Below are 14,732 nucleotides of genomic sequence, written 5' to 3' on the forward strand. Positions count from 1 at the left end.
TGGATCAGCGTGGCGCTGCCTGGATGGCTTCGCGCCGCGCGCAAGAACGGACGGGGCTGCGACGGAGTCCCGTCGCAGCCCGCGCCCTCAGTTCAGGACCTTGCCGTCCGGCCCGACCTTGATCTCCTGCTCCTTGTCGGCGCCGGCGACCTTGATCTCGTACTGGACCGCGGAGCCGTCCTTCTCGACCTCGGCCTCGTAGGCCTTGCCGCCGCCGGCCTTCTGCTCGGCGATGGCGAGCGCGTCCTTCAGCGAGGTCTTGGCGTTCTGGAAGTCGGAGGCCTTCAGCCGGGTGAAGTAGCGCTCGATCGGCTGGTTCTCGGTCTTGTAGAGGGCGCCGGTATCGGCGTTGATGCCGTACTCGACGAGCTTGCCGCTCGGGTAGACGACCTTGATCGCGTAATGGGCCGGATCCTTGCTGCCGGCCTTCTCGAAATCGGCGTCGATGGCGCGGCCGCCCTTCTCGTCGCCCTGCGACTCGGCGGTGGCGAGCGCCTGGGCGAGGCTGACCTTGGCGGCCTTGGCGACCTGCCACTCCTTCAGGTTGCTGTCGGCCTTCGTGGCGGGCTCGGCCGGCTTCGCCGCGGGGGTCTGGGCCACGGCGAGGCTGGCGGAGAGGGCGAGCAGGCCGGCTGCAGCGGTGAGACGGGTGATCATGGCGGATGTCCCTTTGCGGGTTCGTTCACGGGAGCGTGAAACGTCGGGTCCGGAAATCCGGTTGCCCGCAATCGGGAAAAAATTCGGCTGCCCGCGCCGCGTTCGCGGAGAGGCGCGCCGTCGCGGGGGGCGGCCGCCCGGCGAGACGGGAGGCGGATGCCTCTATATGAGACGCGGGTGATCCGGCGTGTCCCCTGGGCGCCGGCGGACTCACCCACGGATGGAGCAGGCCATGACCGCGAACGAGCCCGAGCCGCTGGACGATTTCACGCGCCTGCACGCCAAGCTGTCCGCCCTGGAGATCGTGCTCGGCGTCCTGATCGGGCGGCTCTCCGAGGAGAATCCGGAGATCCGCGAGGACGTGAAGCGCGACGTGGCGGCGATCCTGTCGGACCTGCCGATCGACGGGTCGAGCGAGGAGATGATCGCCGCCGAGGTCCGCCGCGCCGCCGAGGTCCTGACCAGCGTGTCGATCGGCTGACCCGTCAGCGCGGCGGCATCCGCAAAGCCCCGTCGAGCCGGATCGTCTCGCCGTTCAGCATCGGGTTCTCGCAGATGTGGCGGACGAGGTCGGCGTATTCCGACGGGCGGCCGAGACGCGGCGGGAACGGCACGCTCTGGCCGAGCGTGTCCTGCACGTCCTGGGGCAGCCCCGCCATCATCGGCGTCTCGAAGATGCCCGGCGCGATGGTGACCACCCGGATGCCGTGCCGGGCGAGTTCCCGGGCGATCGGCAGGGTCATGGAGACCACCCCGCCCTTCGAGGCCGCGTAGGCGGCCTGCCCGATCTGGCCGTCGAAGGCGGCGATCGAGGCGGTGTTGACGATCACGCCCCGGGCGCCCGCCGCATCCGGCGCCTCCCGGGCGATGGCGTCGGCCGCCAGCCGGATCATGTTGAAGGTGCCGACGAGGTTGACCGAGACCGCCCGCGCGAAGGTCTCGAGCCGGTGCGGCCCGTCGCGGCCGACAACCTTCTCCCCCGGCGCGATGCCGGCGCAGTTCACCAGCCCGTGGAGGTGCCCGAATGCGTCCAGCGCCGTCCGGACCGCCGCCGCGCCGTCCGCCTCGCGGGTGACGTCCGTCTCGGCGAAGCGGGCCTGCACCCCGAGATCCGCCGCCACCCGGGCGCCGGCCTCCCGGGCGATGTCGGCCACGACCACCCGGGCCCCCGCCGCCGCGAGCCCGCGCGCGGTCGCCTCGCCCAGGCCCGAACCCGCCCCGGTGACGATGAAGACCCGGTCCTTGATCATCCTGGTTCCCCCTGTCCCGGGCGACACGGCCGCCCGGCCTCGACACGTGACGTAGCGCGGCGCCGGGCAGGCCGGAAGACGCCCCCGCCCGGCCCGTCGCGCCGGACCGTCAGCTTGGCCATTGACGTGTGAGTTTTTCCCACATAAACGTTGGTGACACGACCCGATGTATTGGTTCGTATTTCGATCTGTTTCCGGCGTCTCTGGGCGCGATCACTAGACATTCTGCCGCCAGTAATCGGTCGAGCGGCAGCGGCGATCTTCGTCAAGCGCCCGTACACTCATTCCGGGTGCGCGATCCTCCACGTCTGCTCAGGACACGCATGCGCGCTTCATGGATCGGGAAAGCCGCCCGGCACTGGCGTCACGGCCGGATCGTCGGCCGCCGCTTCGCCGAGCGGCGCCCCGCCATCGGCATCGCGCTCCGCGCCGCCGGGCCGGACAGCGTGCTGCTCGCCGGCAATTCCCACGCGGAGTTCCTCGGGACGCCGGATTTCGGTGGCCGGCCCTGCATCAACCTCGCCGTCGGCGGCAGCACCGCGGCCGATTGCGCCGGGCATCTGGCGGCTCTGCGCGTTCCGGTCCGTTGCGCGGCCTCGGTGCTGATCATCGGCACCAACGACATCCAGCGCTGGCGGCATCCGGAGCGGGCCCGGAGCGTCGAGCGCTTCGAGGCGCAGGCCCGACGCATCCTGCGGATCCTGGAGGGCTGGTCGGCGCGGGTCCTCGTAGCCGCCGTCCCGCCGATCGGAGCGTGGGCGACCGGCCGGGATCCGGCCGCGATCGCCGCCTTCTCCGGCCGCCTCGCGGCGCTCTGCGCGGAGCGGGGCCACGGCTTCATCGACCCGTTCGCGGCCCTGCGCGACGGCCCCGGGGGCCTTGCCGGGCCGGGCCTGTACCGGGACGGCGTCCATCTCGCCGATTACACGGCCCTGGCTGCCGAGATCGTCCGTCTGGCGGTGACCGATCCGGCCCTGTCCGCGTCGCGGACGGTCCGCGCGATTGCGCCGGCCTCGGTGCCGCCCCTGCGGGTCCTGCACGCGGCCTGGGGCTCTCCGCCCATGAGCCTCCTCCCATGAGCCTCCTCCCATGAGCCTCCGCCCATGAGCCTCCGCGCCCGCCCGGACGGGCCCGGGCACCCTGTGCCCGTGCGCGCCTGGCCGGAGGATGAGGCGCTCTGGCTCGACGAGAACGGCGTCCGGCGCCCCCGGGCCGCGCGCCACGTCCTCGCGAGCCTGACGGCCCTCGACCGCCGGGGTCGGTACGCGGCCCGCGCGGAGGGCGCGGCCCGTATCCTGACCGGGCCGGTCAGCGCCCTGGCGCTGCGCGACGCCGAAGCCGCGATCGGCTTCGTCTTCAGCGTGACGCCCTACGGGTATGGCGAGGAGGCCTTCTGAGGGCGTGGGGGACTGTCAGGCGCGGGGCGCACCCCGACACGGCGCACGACCTGGGACGGGCCGCCCCCGCTAGGGCGGGCTCGTGCACAGCAGGGTCGGCGCGCAGACCGCCCGGAAGCCGGCCCTGGCGTAGAGCGCCTCGACGGCGCCGCCGGCCGGGCATTGCAGGAAGACTTGGGCGGCCCCGCGCGCCCGCGCCTCGCGCAGGGCCGCGGCGGTCACGGCCGTGCCCAGTCCCCGGCGCTGCCGGTCGGCCCGGGTGCTGACGTTGTAGAGCCCGGCCGTGTCGCCGCGCAGGTAGAGGCTCGCGCAGGCCGCCGGGCCGCCGGCATCGCTGAGGACGATGTGGACCGGCGCGAGCCCAGGCCGCCCCCGGGCCGCCCGGAGCGCCGGCAGGTAGTGGCGGCGCAGATGCGTGCGCACGGCGGGGTCGTCGGAGAGGTTGGCGAAGACCGCCTCGAAATCCGGTCCGGGCGCGGGGGCGGCGTGCACGGCGACCGAGGCGCCCGAGACGGCCTGCGCCGCCGGCGGCCGCGCCACCATCCAGCACGCCGGATAGCGGGCTGCGGGCTCGAACAGGGCGTCCAGGGCCGCGACCTCCGCGGCGTCGCGGGCCAGGAAGGCCGGCGCGCGGGCGCGCCCGAGGGCCGCCGCCCCCGCCCAGGCGAACTGGTCCGGACGGCGCACCCCGTAGGCGAAGTTCAGGGTCGGGTCCGGGATGCCGCGCGACCAGACGTAGCCGGCTCCTCCGGGCCCGTGCTCGACCCCGTCGATCAGGGAGCCGGTCAGCGCCGCGACATGGGCGTCGCGCAGGGCCTCGAACGCGCTATCGGGGTCCCGCATGGTCAGGCCGCGCTCCAGACCGGGGACGCGGCCGTCAGCGCGGCGATCCGGGCGTGCAGGTGCGGCGACAGCACGATGTCGAGATGGTCGGTCTCCGGGACGGTCTCCACCGCGAGGAGCCGGCCGGTGAGCGGAGCCCAGTCGATCACCGGCAGGCCGCGAGCCAGGGAGTCCGCGGCCACGAAGCTCCGGATCGGCACCGCGCCCGGCTCCAGCCGCAGGGCGCGGAACTGGATGGCGTGGTCGACCAGCGTCCAGAGCATCCGCTCCCGGCTGCCGACCTCGGGTCCGTCGGCGGGGAGCGGCTGCGGCTCGGCGGCGAGGAAGCGCAGGAACTGCGCCTCCGCCTCCGGATCCATGCGGGCGCGCAGGGCCTCCCAATGGGGCCGCATCGGCGCGCGTTCGAGCCAGGCCGCCAGCATCGCCGCGTGCGCCGCCCGCTCCTCGGGCCCGAGGGGCCGCCCGGCGCCGGGGGCGAAGGTGGGCTCCAGCCCGCAGGCGTCGAGCATCCCGACCCAGTCCAGGGGGAAGTCCGGGCCGAGAAGGCGGGCGGTCTCGTAGGCGAGAACCCCGCCCCAGGACCAGCCCAGGAACACGCAACGGCCCGCCCGGTCGCGCATCAGGGCGCGCACCCGCTCGGCATAGGCGGCGGCGAGGTCGGCGACGGCCGGCAGGGGCCGCACGTCCTCGACCAGCGAGGCGCAGAGGAAGCCGTGCGCCGCCTGCTCCGGTCCGAGATGGGCGACCAGGGGCTCGTATTCCCGAGTGCTGACGAGCAGCCCCGGGAACAGCACGAGCAGCGGCCGGCCGCTGCCCGGGCGTCCGGCGGACAGCCGGACCATGGGGGCCGGCCCGTCCTCGGCGGAGGCCGCCCCGGCCTCGATCCGGGCCGCCAGCTCGGCGATGGTCGGATCGCGCAGGAGATCCGCCACCCCGATCCCGCCCCGGGGCGCGATCAGGCGCAGGCGCGCCACCAGCCGCAGGGCCGAGAGGGAATCGCCGCCGAGGTCGAAGAAGCGCCGATCCGCGACCCGGACCGGGAAGCCCAGCACCTCGGACCAGATTCCCGCGAGCCGCCGCTCCGTGGCGGTGCCCGGCGGCCGCCCGCGCCGGTCGTCGGCGGCGGGATCCGGCAGGGCGTTGCGGTCGAGCTTGCCGTTGGCGGTCACCGGCAGCCGGTCGAGCAGGGTCAGGCTCGCCGGCACCATCGGCTCCGGCAGGGTGCGGGCGAGGCCGGCGCGCAGGCGCCCGGCCTCGAGACGCCGGCCGGGGGCCGGGACGACGTAGCCCGCCAGATAGGCGCCGGCCGGCCCGTCCCGGCGCAGGATAATGGCCTGCGCGACCCCCGGCAGCCCGCGGAGCGCCGCCTCGACCTCGCCGATCTCGATCCGGTGGCCGCGGATCTTGACCTGGTCGTCCGCCCGGCCCGCGAAGGCGAGGCTGCCGTCGGGCCGCCGCCACACCCGGTCGCCGGTGCGGTACATCCGGCCGCCGCCTTCCGCGAACGGGTCCGGCAGGAAGCGCTCGGCGGTGAGCGCGGGCTGCCGCCAGTAGCCCCGGGCGAGGCCGCCGCCGATGTAGAGCTCGCCGGTCTCCCCCTCCCCCACGGGTTCGAGGTCGGGCCCCAGCACGTAGGCCGCCCGGGCCCCGACCGGTCCGCCGATCGGCGCGTAGGGCTCGTCGAAGGTCGTCTCCGGCGGCACCTTCCAGATCAGCGGCGAGATCACGCACTCGGTCGGTCCGTAGCCGTTGATCAGCAGCCGGGGCTTCAGCGCGCGGCCGAGCCGCGCGAAGGTCTCGCGGGCCATGCCCTCGCCGCCGAAGGAGTAGACCTCGACCGAGGGCGTGGCGCCCAGCCGCTCGGCCCATTCGGCGAGCTGGCCGATGAAGCTCGTGGGAAAGCCCGCATGGGTCACCCGGTGGCGGCGGATCTGCGCCAGGGTCTCGGCCGCGGTCCAGAGCTCGGGTCCGCGCAGCACGACGCAGCCGCCGGCGATGAGGGGCGTCATCCAGCGTTCGTGGGCGCCGTCGAAGGCGAAGGACAGGACGTGGAGCTCGCGCGAGGCCTCGCCCATAGCGTAGGCCGCCGCGGTGGTGCGGCAATGCATGGCGAGCGGCCCGTGCTCGACGAGGACGCCTTTCGGCGTGCCCGTCGAGCCCGAGGTGTAGATCAGGTAGGCCGGATCCCCCGGCTCCGGCATGGCGGTGGCCGGGCCGTCGGGCAAGGCGGCGGTGAAGGTGGCGGCCAAGGCGGCGGGATCGAGCCGCGCGATCCCGGCGGGCAGCGCGAGGCGTTCGGCGATCTCGGGGATCGTGAGACAGTGCGCAATGGCGGCATCCGCCAGCATCATCCGCACCCGGGCCGCCGGGTAGGCGGGATCAAGCGGCAGGAAGGCGGCACCGGCGCGCAGCACGCCGAGCAGCGCCACGATCAGGTCCGGGGACCGGTCCAGCGCCACCGCGACCCGGTCGCCGCGCCCGATCCCGCGCGCGGCGAGCCCGGCCGCCAGGGCGGCCGCCCGGGCGTCCAGGGCGCCGCGGGTGAGGATCTCCCCGTCGAACAGCACGGCCGGCCGCTCCGGTGCCGCCGCGGCGAGGCGGGCGAGGCGGGCCGGGACGGTCTCGCGGTCGGCGTCGGGGGCGGGCTGCGTCGCCTGGGACGGCCCGGGCGCGTGCGCCGGATCCGCGATCCAGGCGCGCGCCGCGTCGATCCCGCAGGGATCGCAGGCGCGCGTCCAGCCGGCGGGCAGCGCGCGCCGAGCCGGCCAGAACGCGCCGTGCCCGGCCCGGTCGAACGCCACCACCACCGGGCCCAGCGTCCAATCCGCTCGCGTCTCCGCGCTCGCCTCCGCACTCGCCTCCTGGCCGGCCTGCCTGTCCATCCGCTCGCTCCTGCGCCGCTCCGGGCCTCGACGGACTGACGGTTGAAGCGGGGTGGCGTTCACGGCGGCGTACCCGTGGCGGCCGGAACGGCATCCGCGCCCATCGCCTGAACACCGCGCGGCCCCAACCGTCAGGGAGGTGCCGGCGACACGCGCCGGCGCCACCCGGAGGACGGATGACGGACGCTTCGAGGCCCAGCACGCACGACGGCGGGACGGACGACGCGGCGCGGGTTTCGCTCGCCCTGGACGGGACGCGGGAGGCGCCGGTGATCCGCCTCAACGGCCTCAACGGCCTCGGCGATCCGGCGGAGGCCGCGGCGGCGATCCTCGCGCGCGCCGAGGCGCTGACCGCCGCGGACACGCGGGTGCTGCGCATCGGCGTCGAGGCCGATCCGGACACGGCCGGGCGGCTGCTCGCCCTCGGGGCCGCCCGGCGCATCGGCGGCGGCGTCGAGATCCTGCCGGGCCTGCTCTGGCAATGCGCCGCCCGCTGGCTCCCGGCCGTCCGGCCCCCCTTCCCCGAGCTGTTCACCGTCACGCAGGGCCGTCGGCACCCGCTGCGGCCCGAGACGCCGGCCGGCACGGTCTACGCGCGCACCATCCCCTGGCTCGGCCGGCGCTTGAGCTTCCGGACCCTGACGGAGCCCGGCGACATCATCCTGTTCTCGACCTGGATGAACGATCCCCGGGTCGCCGCTGTCTGGCAGGAGACCGGCAGCCTCGCGGCGCACGCCGCCCATATCGCCCAGCTCCAGGCCGACCCCGCGACCCTGCCGTTGTTCGGCTGTCTCGACGGGGCGCCGTTCGGCTATTTCGAGCTGTACTGGGCGCGGGAGAGCCGGCTCGGTCCGCTCTACGAATCCGGCCCCTACGATCGCGGCTGGCACGTGGCGATCGGCGACGACGCCGTGCGCGGGCGGCCGTACCTCTCGGCCTGGCTCCCCTCGCTGATGCACTATCTGTTCCTGGACGAGCCGCGCACGCAGCGCATCGTCGGCGAGCCCCGGGCCGACCACGCCCAGCAGATCCGGAACCTCCACGCCTCCGGTTTCGCGACGATCGCCACCGTCGATTTCCCGCACAAGCGCGCGGCCCTGGTCGCCCTGTCGCGGGCGCATTTCGTCCGCGACCGGCTCTGGGTGCCGGGCGCCGCGGCCGCCGACGCGGCGCCGCGACCCCCGTCCGTGCCGGTCTAGACCCTCCTCCGATCGAGCAGAGACGCGCGCGATGACGGATCACCCCGCAACCGACGACATCATCGGCATCGGCTTCGGCCCGGCCAACCTGTCCCTGGCAATCGCCCTGCAGGACGCCATGCGCGACGGGCCGCCCCGACCCGCCATGCGCTTCATCGAGCGGCAGGCGCAGTTCGGCTGGCACCGGGCGATGATGCTGCCCGGAGCCGACATGCAGATCAGCTTCGTGAAGGACCTCGTGTCCCTGCGCGACCCGACGAGCCCGTTCAGCTTCCTCAACTACCTGCACGTGAAGGGGCGGCTCAGCACCTTCCTCAACCTCAAGATCTTCAACCCGTCGCGGGTGGAGTACAACGACTACCTCGCCTGGGCGGCGGATCGCTTCTCCGACGTGGTGGCCTACGGCGAGACCGTGGAGGCCGTGCGGCCCGAGACCCGGGACGGGCGGCTCGCCGCCTTCGTGGTCGAGGCCCGGGACGGGGCCGGGGCGCGCCGCCTGCGCCGCTGCCGGCACCTGGTCGTGGCGGCCGGCGGCGACCCGGCGATCCCCGCCCCCTTCGCGGCGCACGCCCAGGACCGGCGGGTGATCCACTCGTCCTGGTACCTGCCGGGGATCGCGCAGGCCCTCGGTGCGCCGCGCCTCGACGGGCCGGAGCCGCGCATCCTGGTGGTGGGCGCGGGTCAGAGCGCCGTGGAGATCGCCACCGATCTCGGCGAGCGCTACCCGCGCGCCCTGGTCGATCTCGCGATCCGCGGACCGGCCCTGAAGCCTGCGGACGACAGCCCCTTCGTCAACGAGATCTTCGACCCGGCCGCCGTCGACCGCGTCCACGACGCCCCGGAACCGGTGCGGGCCGAGCTGATCGCCGCGCACCGGTCCACCAACTACGCGGTGGTCGACGCGGACCTGATCCAGGATTTCTACGCGACACTCTACGAGCAGGAGGTCAGCGGCGTGACCCGCTACCGGCTGCGGCGCAGCACCCGGGTGGTGGCGCTGGAGCCGGCCGCCGAGGGCTTGTGCGCGACCCTGCGCGACGACGTCGCCGGGATTGAGGAGCGGCAGCCCTACGCGGCGGTGATCTGCGCCACCGGCTACCAGCGCGCCACGGTGCCGGCGATCCTCGATCCCGTGCGCCCGTACATGGATGGCGCGACCGCGGACCGGCACTACCGCCTGCCGCTCGTCTCCGCGGAGCCGCGGGTGAGCCTGCACCTCCAGGGCTTCAGCGAGCCGACCCACGGGCTGACCGAGACGCTTCTGTCGATCCTGCCGGTGCGGGCCGGCGCCATCGCGCGGACGATCCTCGACGCGGAGCGCGCGGCCCGCGCCGCGATCCGGCCCGCCGCGACGGCGCCGTGAGGCGGCCGGTCGACCTCGACCAGGACGGGGTCGTCGCCCTGGTCCTGCGCCTGTCGGGCCCCGCCATCCTCGGAATCTCGGCCCACACGCTGCAGATGCTGGTCCATGCGTGGTTCGTGGCCGATCTCGGCGCGGCGGCCATCGCCACCATCGCCATCGCGTACCCGGTGACGCTGCTGGTCGCGGCGCTCGGCTACGGCGCCGGGATCGCGGCGGCCTCGCAGGTCGCGCGGGCGCTGGGTGCGGGCGACCGCCGCCGGGCCGACGCGGCCGCCGCCCTGGGCTTCTGGCTGAGCCTGCCGGCCGGGCTGGCGGTGACGGCCGCGATCCTGATCGACACGCCGTTCTGGCTCGGCCTCCTCGGGGCCGATGCCGCGCTGGCCGAAGCGGCCACCCCCTACACCGCGTTGTCCACCCTGGGCACGGCCCTGATGCTGGTGATGATCGTCGGCGGCTTCATCGTGCGCGCCCAGGGCCACGCGCGCCTGAGCGGCGCCATCATGATGGCGGGCTTCGGCCTGAACATCCTGCTCGACTGGGTGCTGATCCGCGTCTGCGGCCTCGGCACCGCCGGCGCGGGCTGGGCGGCCATCGGCGCGCAGCTCGCGGGGGCCGGAGCTTACGGCCTGCACTTCGCCCGGGCGCGTGGCCCGGACCGGATCCGGTTCCGATGGCCCGGCGGCCGGAGCGCGGCCGGTCTGCTGCCGGAGGCCCTGCGGCTCGCCGTTCCGGCCACCGGTTCCAGCCTGCTCGCGGCCTTCGCGATGGCGCTGTTCGTGGAGGCCGCCGCCCCCTACGGCGACGCTGCGGTCGCCGCCCAGGGCATCGCCCTGCGCCTGACCCTGGTGGCGGCCCTGCCGCTGCTCGGCATGATGGCGGGCGCCCAGGCGGTGCTCGGCCACGCCGCCGGCGCTGGCCGCCGGGACCGCCTCCACCGCGCCCTGTTCTTCGTGCTGGCCGCTGCCCTCGCCTACGGGGCCGCAGTCGGCGGGCTGATGCTCGCGCTGGCGGGGCCGCTCGTCGGGGTGTTCGCACAGGATTCCGACACAGCCCGCGAAGGCGCCCGCGCCCTCACGGTCTTCGCCGCCGCCTTCGTGCCCGTGGGCCTACAGCTCACCGCCGCGACCCTGTTCCAGGCGATCGCCGCGCCGCGCCGGGCCGCGGCGGTGTCGCTGGCCGCGCAGGGGCTGGCGCTGATCCCGACGCTCCTGATCCTGCCGCCGCTCATGGGCTACACGGGGGTGCTCGCCAGCCGGGTCGCGGCGGAGATCCTGGCGGACGGGCTGGGCTTGGTGCTGATGCTCGCCTGGCTCGCGGAGGCGCGCCGGGCAGGCCTCGCAGCGGCGGTCGAGGGCCGCGAGGCAGTGCAGGTGCCCCCGACGCACGAGACCGCACACCAGGGCGCGTGAGACGCCGAGCCGGGCCGCAATCTCGGTCTGCGGCACGCCCTCGACCCGGTGCAGCCGGAACGCGGTGCGCACCGGCTCCGGCAGCTCGGCCACCGCGGCCTCGACCTGCCGCAGGGATTCGCGCGAGGCCGCGGCCCCCTCGGGCGTCCCCGCCCCGGCATCGGCCGGGTCCGGGGCGTCGTCGAGGCCGGTGAACAGGCGCCGTTCGAAGCCGCGCCGCCGCGCCCGATCGAGGGCGAGGTTGCGCACCATCCGCCCGACATAGGCGGCCAGGATGCCCTCCGCGGCCGCGGGCGGATCGGCGATGAGCCGGAGCATGACATCCTGGACCACGTCCTCTGCCTGTGCCGGGCAGCCGAGGATGCGGCGGGCGCTCGCGAGATAGGTGACGCGATGGCGCTCGAACACCGCGAGGGCGCCGAACCCGGCCGCGTTCGTGGTCTCATCGCGGCCGTCGTGGATGACGTCGTGCCCGACGTCGCGCTTCAAGGTCGCCACTGTCGCGCTCACATTGTCACGCTTGCACGGTCCATGCAGGTGTGACGGCTAACACGCGCACCATTTACCAAACAATATTTATCTTCATGAATTAGAACGATTAAAAACTCATCGACATCAGGTCTATAGATAAACCACGGGATTTTTTGCTTTGCGACCGTGGGAAGATACTTTCCTCCTGCCGGCGTTCTGAATTTTTCATTCTCTATGCTGGGGCCGGCACGGGCCCCCGGGCACCCGGCGTCCACGCCCCGCTGCGCGTCAGGGCAGGACCGGGCGTGTATGCTGGCCCGTCCCCGATTCGGGTCTCGGACCTGTTCCCCGGGGCCGGAGGAGGAGAGCCAGGGCCGCGATGCCGTCCGTCGACACGCCTGTTCCGGTTGGGGCCTTCGCGCTGCTGTTCCTCGCCTTCGCGGTGAAGCAGCTCGGGGCGGATTTCCTCCTGCAGAGCACTTGGATGGCGCAGGGTAAGGAGCGCGGCTCGGGCTGGCTCGCCCCGCTCTGCGCCCACACCGCCCTGCACGGCCTCGGCACCCTGCTGATCGCCCTGATGGTCCAGCCGGCCCTGTGGTGGCTGGCGCTTGTGGATTTCGCGATCCACACGGCGATCGACCGCGGCAAGGCCCTGGTCGGCCAGCGGACGCGCCTGCCGCCCACGGACGCCCGGTTCTGGTGGCTGATCGGCGCCGACCAGTTCCTGCATCAGGTCACCCATATCGGGCTCGCCGTGGTGCTGGCCGCGGGCTGAGCCGCGGCATGCCTCCCGGTGCCCCCGGGCGACTCACTGCATCTCGGCCTCGAGCAGGCGGTTCGTGTCGGAGACCTTGCCGGCGAGTTCCAGGATCAGGAAGCGCTGGAAGAACAGCGCGAGGTCGGGCCGTTCCCGTTCCATGCGGGCGAGGGCGGCGCGATCGATCCCGACCACCCGGCAGGACGTCTCGGCGATGGCCGTGGCGGTGCGCCGGCCGCCCTGCACCAGCGCGATCTCGCCGATCACCGTCCCGGCCGTGGTCGTGCGCAACCGCAGGTTGGCGCGGCCGGGCACCTCCATCTCGATGGAGACGACGCCCGTCTCGAGGAAGTACAGCGCCTCGGCCGCTTCGCCCTGGCGCATCAGAACCGCGCCGGCCGAGAGGTCGCGCACCGTCATGTAGGGGGCGAAGTCGCCCGGCCCGGACGCGCCGCCCAGCCGGTCGGCCATGTGCCGGGCGAACACCGCGACCTCGCCCGGACCGGCGCCCCCGGCCTCCGCGAGCAGCGTCGACTCCGCGGCCCGCAGGGCCTCGTCCAGGGTGTCGAGGATCCGGATCCGCGCTTCGCCGGCGAGGCCGTTGCGCGTGACCTGCCGGAGCGCCCGCGGTGTGAGATGGACCAGCAGCACGTCGAAGCCGCGCTGCTCGGCGAGCTGCCCGATCTTGCGGAACGCGATGAGCGCCGAGCTGTCGAGCCCCACCGTCTCGCGGAAATCGAGGATCAGGACGCGCAGGGGCCCGGCCTCCGCGGCGGCCCGCCGGTAGACCGCTTGCGCGTTGAGGAAGAACAGGTAGCCCTGCAGGGTGTAGATCCGGGTGCGGCCGCCGGCCGCCTCGAGCCGGGCGGCTGCGTCGGGACCGCGGATGACGCTGCTGCGCCTGTCCGCCCCGGACAGCGACCGGCGGATCGCGCCGATCTGCCCGTACTCGACGCCGAAGATCAGGATCGCCAGGACGACGCCGACCAGGAAGCCCGTGGTCGCGCCGAAGAACGCGGTGGACGCGCACACGACCAGCGCGATGGCGATCTCCCAGCCGGGAAGGGTGCGGCACGCGAGCGACAGGTTGAACAGCAGGCCGATGCCGATGGCGATCAGGGCGCCGCCGGCCAACGGGCGCGGCAGCAGCGCGAGGGGGCTGGCGCCGATCACCAGCAGCGCCGCCATGACCGCGAGGGTCAGCCACCAGCCGAGCCAGTGGCCGCCGCCGATATTGTGCAGCAGCAGCGTCGAGGTCCGGCCGAAGCCCATGGCGGAGCTGCCGAACAGGCTGCCGACGAGGTTGGTGGCACCGGAGGCGACGAAGATCCGGTCGATGTTGAGCTCGCGCCGGATCTCCAGCTCGACGCTGACCACGTAGAGGATCTGGATGATCACCGCGACGATCACCAGGGTGGCGATCTTGGGCCAGATCGGCAGGAGCAGGTGCGGATCGAAGGCCAGAAGGCTGCCGATGGCCGGCGGGCGCAGCAGGGAGCCCGCCGGCAGCGGCTCGATCAGCCAGCCCGCCCCTTGCGCGGCCCCGATGCTGGTGCCTGTCCAGGCCAGGCCGAGATGCACGACGACGAGGCTCGCCAGGATGACCGTGGGATAGGTCCCCCAGTGCCGGACGATCCGGGGCAGGTAGAAGGCGCAGAATCCGATGGCGAGCGTCAGGGCGATGCGCGCGAGGGCGCCCGCATCGATCCGGCCCGAATCGAGGGTCGCCGGATCGATGGCGCGGACGACCGCCCCGAGCGGATCGTCGACATGGCCGCCGATCTGCACGCCGCTGCGCAGGAACAGCAGCCCGACGCCGCCGAGGAAGCCGGCGAGCACCGGGTAGGGCAGGAGCTGCGCCAGCAGCGAGGCCCGCAGGGTGCCGAGCAGCGCGAAGACCACGCCGGCCGCGAAGGTCGAGACGCCGCAGGCGACGAGAACGAGCTGGCCGACCGTCTCCGGATCGGTCACGCCCGCTTCCTCCAGCTGCCCGGCCACCGCCGCGGCGATGGCCGCCTGCACGATCGCGGCCGCACCGATGAAGGAGAGCGAGACCCGCGCGGTCCGGCGGATCGCGATGAAGACCAGGCTGCCCAGAACGTAGGCCGCGAGCAGCGCCGACAGGCCGGCGGCCCGGCTCTCCGCCAGAGGCCCCGAGAAGATCAGCTGCGCGTAGCTGATGAGGTCGAGCAGCAGCACCATCACGGTGACGGCCGCGGCCGCGACGATGCGGGCCGCGCGCAGCAGCGCCGTCCGGGCATCCGCCCGGGGTTCGGCCGCGGCGGGCGCTATCTCGGCTGTCGTCATCAGCACATCTTCCGCTGCTCGAAGTCCCGATCGGACCGACGCGGCAGATCCCGTGCTGGCGCGCGTGCGGATCGCCGCGGGTTCACGGGCTTCAAGCTTGGCCGGACTCTGTCGTAACCTGATGACAGCGAGGCGCTTAAATTATCGTGCAGGCCGGCGGCCCGGAGCCGCCCCCGGATCCTGCGCTGAGGCCGCCG

12 protein-coding genes and 1 pseudogene are annotated in these 14,732 nt (G+C 74.0%); 7 read left to right on the forward strand and 6 right to left on the reverse strand.

The window, feature by feature from the left end; all coding sequences use genetic code 11:
- Positions 1-87 precede the first annotated feature (87 nt).
- A complete protein-coding gene (locus AC3WSN_RS08065) occupies positions 88-657 on the reverse strand; it encodes a PepSY domain-containing protein (protein ID WP_192709242.1) in 570 nt (189 codons plus the stop codon).
- Between the two features lie 232 nt (positions 658-889).
- Between AC3WSN_RS08065 and AC3WSN_RS08070 the strand changes: the two genes are divergently transcribed.
- A complete protein-coding gene (locus tag AC3WSN_RS08070; protein ID WP_192709241.1) occupies positions 890-1,138 on the forward strand; it encodes a hypothetical protein in 249 nt (82 codons plus the stop codon).
- Between the two features lie 4 nt (positions 1,139-1,142).
- Here AC3WSN_RS08070 and AC3WSN_RS08075 read toward each other — a convergent pair whose 3' ends face one another.
- The gene (locus AC3WSN_RS08075) at positions 1,143-1,907 is read right to left on the reverse strand and encodes a 3-hydroxyacyl-CoA dehydrogenase (protein ID WP_192709240.1); all 765 of its coding nucleotides are present in this window, start codon (positions 1,905-1,907) and stop codon (positions 1,143-1,145) included.
- A 323-nt stretch (positions 1,908-2,230) separates the two neighbouring features.
- On the opposite strand from AC3WSN_RS08075, the gene AC3WSN_RS08080 reads away from it, so the two are divergent.
- Both AC3WSN_RS08080 and AC3WSN_RS08085 read left to right on the forward strand, forming a co-directional pair.
- Positions 2,231-2,986, forward strand: a complete 756-nt coding sequence (locus AC3WSN_RS08080) for an SGNH/GDSL hydrolase family protein (RefSeq protein ID WP_492537169.1) — start codon at positions 2,231-2,233, stop codon at positions 2,984-2,986.
- Positions 2,987-3,010: 24 nt separating this feature from the next.
- Positions 3,011-3,304, forward strand: coding sequence for a hypothetical protein (locus AC3WSN_RS08085; RefSeq protein ID WP_492537171.1), 294 nt, complete (start codon positions 3,011-3,013; stop codon positions 3,302-3,304).
- A 69-nt stretch (positions 3,305-3,373) separates the two neighbouring features.
- Here the strand turns inward: AC3WSN_RS08085 and AC3WSN_RS08090 are convergent, their stop codons facing one another.
- Both AC3WSN_RS08090 and AC3WSN_RS08095 read right to left on the reverse strand, forming a co-directional pair.
- Positions 3,374-4,147: a GNAT family N-acetyltransferase gene (locus AC3WSN_RS08090; protein WP_492537173.1), complete on the reverse strand. Its 774-nt coding sequence runs from the start codon at positions 4,145-4,147 to the stop codon at positions 3,374-3,376.
- 2 nt (positions 4,148-4,149) lie between these two features.
- The gene (locus AC3WSN_RS08095) at positions 4,150-7,029 is read right to left on the reverse strand and encodes an amino acid adenylation domain-containing protein (protein WP_492537175.1); all 2,880 of its coding nucleotides are present in this window, start codon (positions 7,027-7,029) and stop codon (positions 4,150-4,152) included.
- A gap of 176 nt (positions 7,030-7,205) precedes the next feature.
- On the opposite strand from AC3WSN_RS08095, the gene AC3WSN_RS08100 reads away from it, so the two are divergent.
- Genes AC3WSN_RS08100 through AC3WSN_RS08110 form a run of 3 tightly spaced genes read left to right on the forward strand, consistent with a single transcriptional unit; the run spans position 7,206 to position 11,000 of the window.
- The gene (locus AC3WSN_RS08100; RefSeq protein WP_492537177.1) at positions 7,206-8,228 is read left to right on the forward strand and encodes a GNAT family N-acetyltransferase; all 1,023 of its coding nucleotides are present in this window, start codon (positions 7,206-7,208) and stop codon (positions 8,226-8,228) included.
- A gap of 31 nt (positions 8,229-8,259) precedes the next feature.
- On the forward strand, positions 8,260-9,591 hold the full coding sequence (locus tag AC3WSN_RS08105; RefSeq protein ID WP_492537179.1) for a lysine N(6)-hydroxylase/L-ornithine N(5)-oxygenase family protein: 1,332 nt from the start codon (positions 8,260-8,262) through the stop codon (positions 9,589-9,591).
- Positions 9,588-11,000 (forward strand): MATE family efflux transporter, encoded by a 1,413-nt coding sequence (locus AC3WSN_RS08110; protein ID WP_492537181.1) that lies wholly within the window; start codon positions 9,588-9,590, stop codon positions 10,998-11,000. Before AC3WSN_RS08105 ends, AC3WSN_RS08110 begins: the two co-directional genes overlap by 4 nt.
- A 24-nt stretch (positions 11,001-11,024) precedes the next feature.
- Here the strand turns inward: AC3WSN_RS08110 and AC3WSN_RS08115 are convergent.
- Positions 11,025-11,510 (reverse strand): annotated as a pseudogene (locus AC3WSN_RS08115) (sigma-70 family RNA polymerase sigma factor); the annotation flags it as partial.
- A gap of 340 nt (positions 11,511-11,850) precedes the next feature.
- Between AC3WSN_RS08115 and AC3WSN_RS08120 the strand changes: the two are divergent.
- The gene (locus AC3WSN_RS08120) at positions 11,851-12,246 is read left to right on the forward strand and encodes a DUF3307 domain-containing protein (RefSeq protein ID WP_192709232.1); all 396 of its coding nucleotides are present in this window, start codon (positions 11,851-11,853) and stop codon (positions 12,244-12,246) included.
- A gap of 33 nt (positions 12,247-12,279) precedes the next feature.
- On the opposite strand, the gene AC3WSN_RS08125 is transcribed toward AC3WSN_RS08120, so the two are convergent.
- On the reverse strand, positions 12,280-14,535 hold the full coding sequence (locus AC3WSN_RS08125) for a cyclic nucleotide-binding domain-containing protein (RefSeq protein ID WP_492537183.1): 2,256 nt from the start codon (positions 14,533-14,535) through the stop codon (positions 12,280-12,282).
- Positions 14,536-14,732: the final 197 nt, after the last annotated feature.

It is taken from the genome of Methylobacterium sp. FW102-HT35C08, from assembly GCF_058790235.1.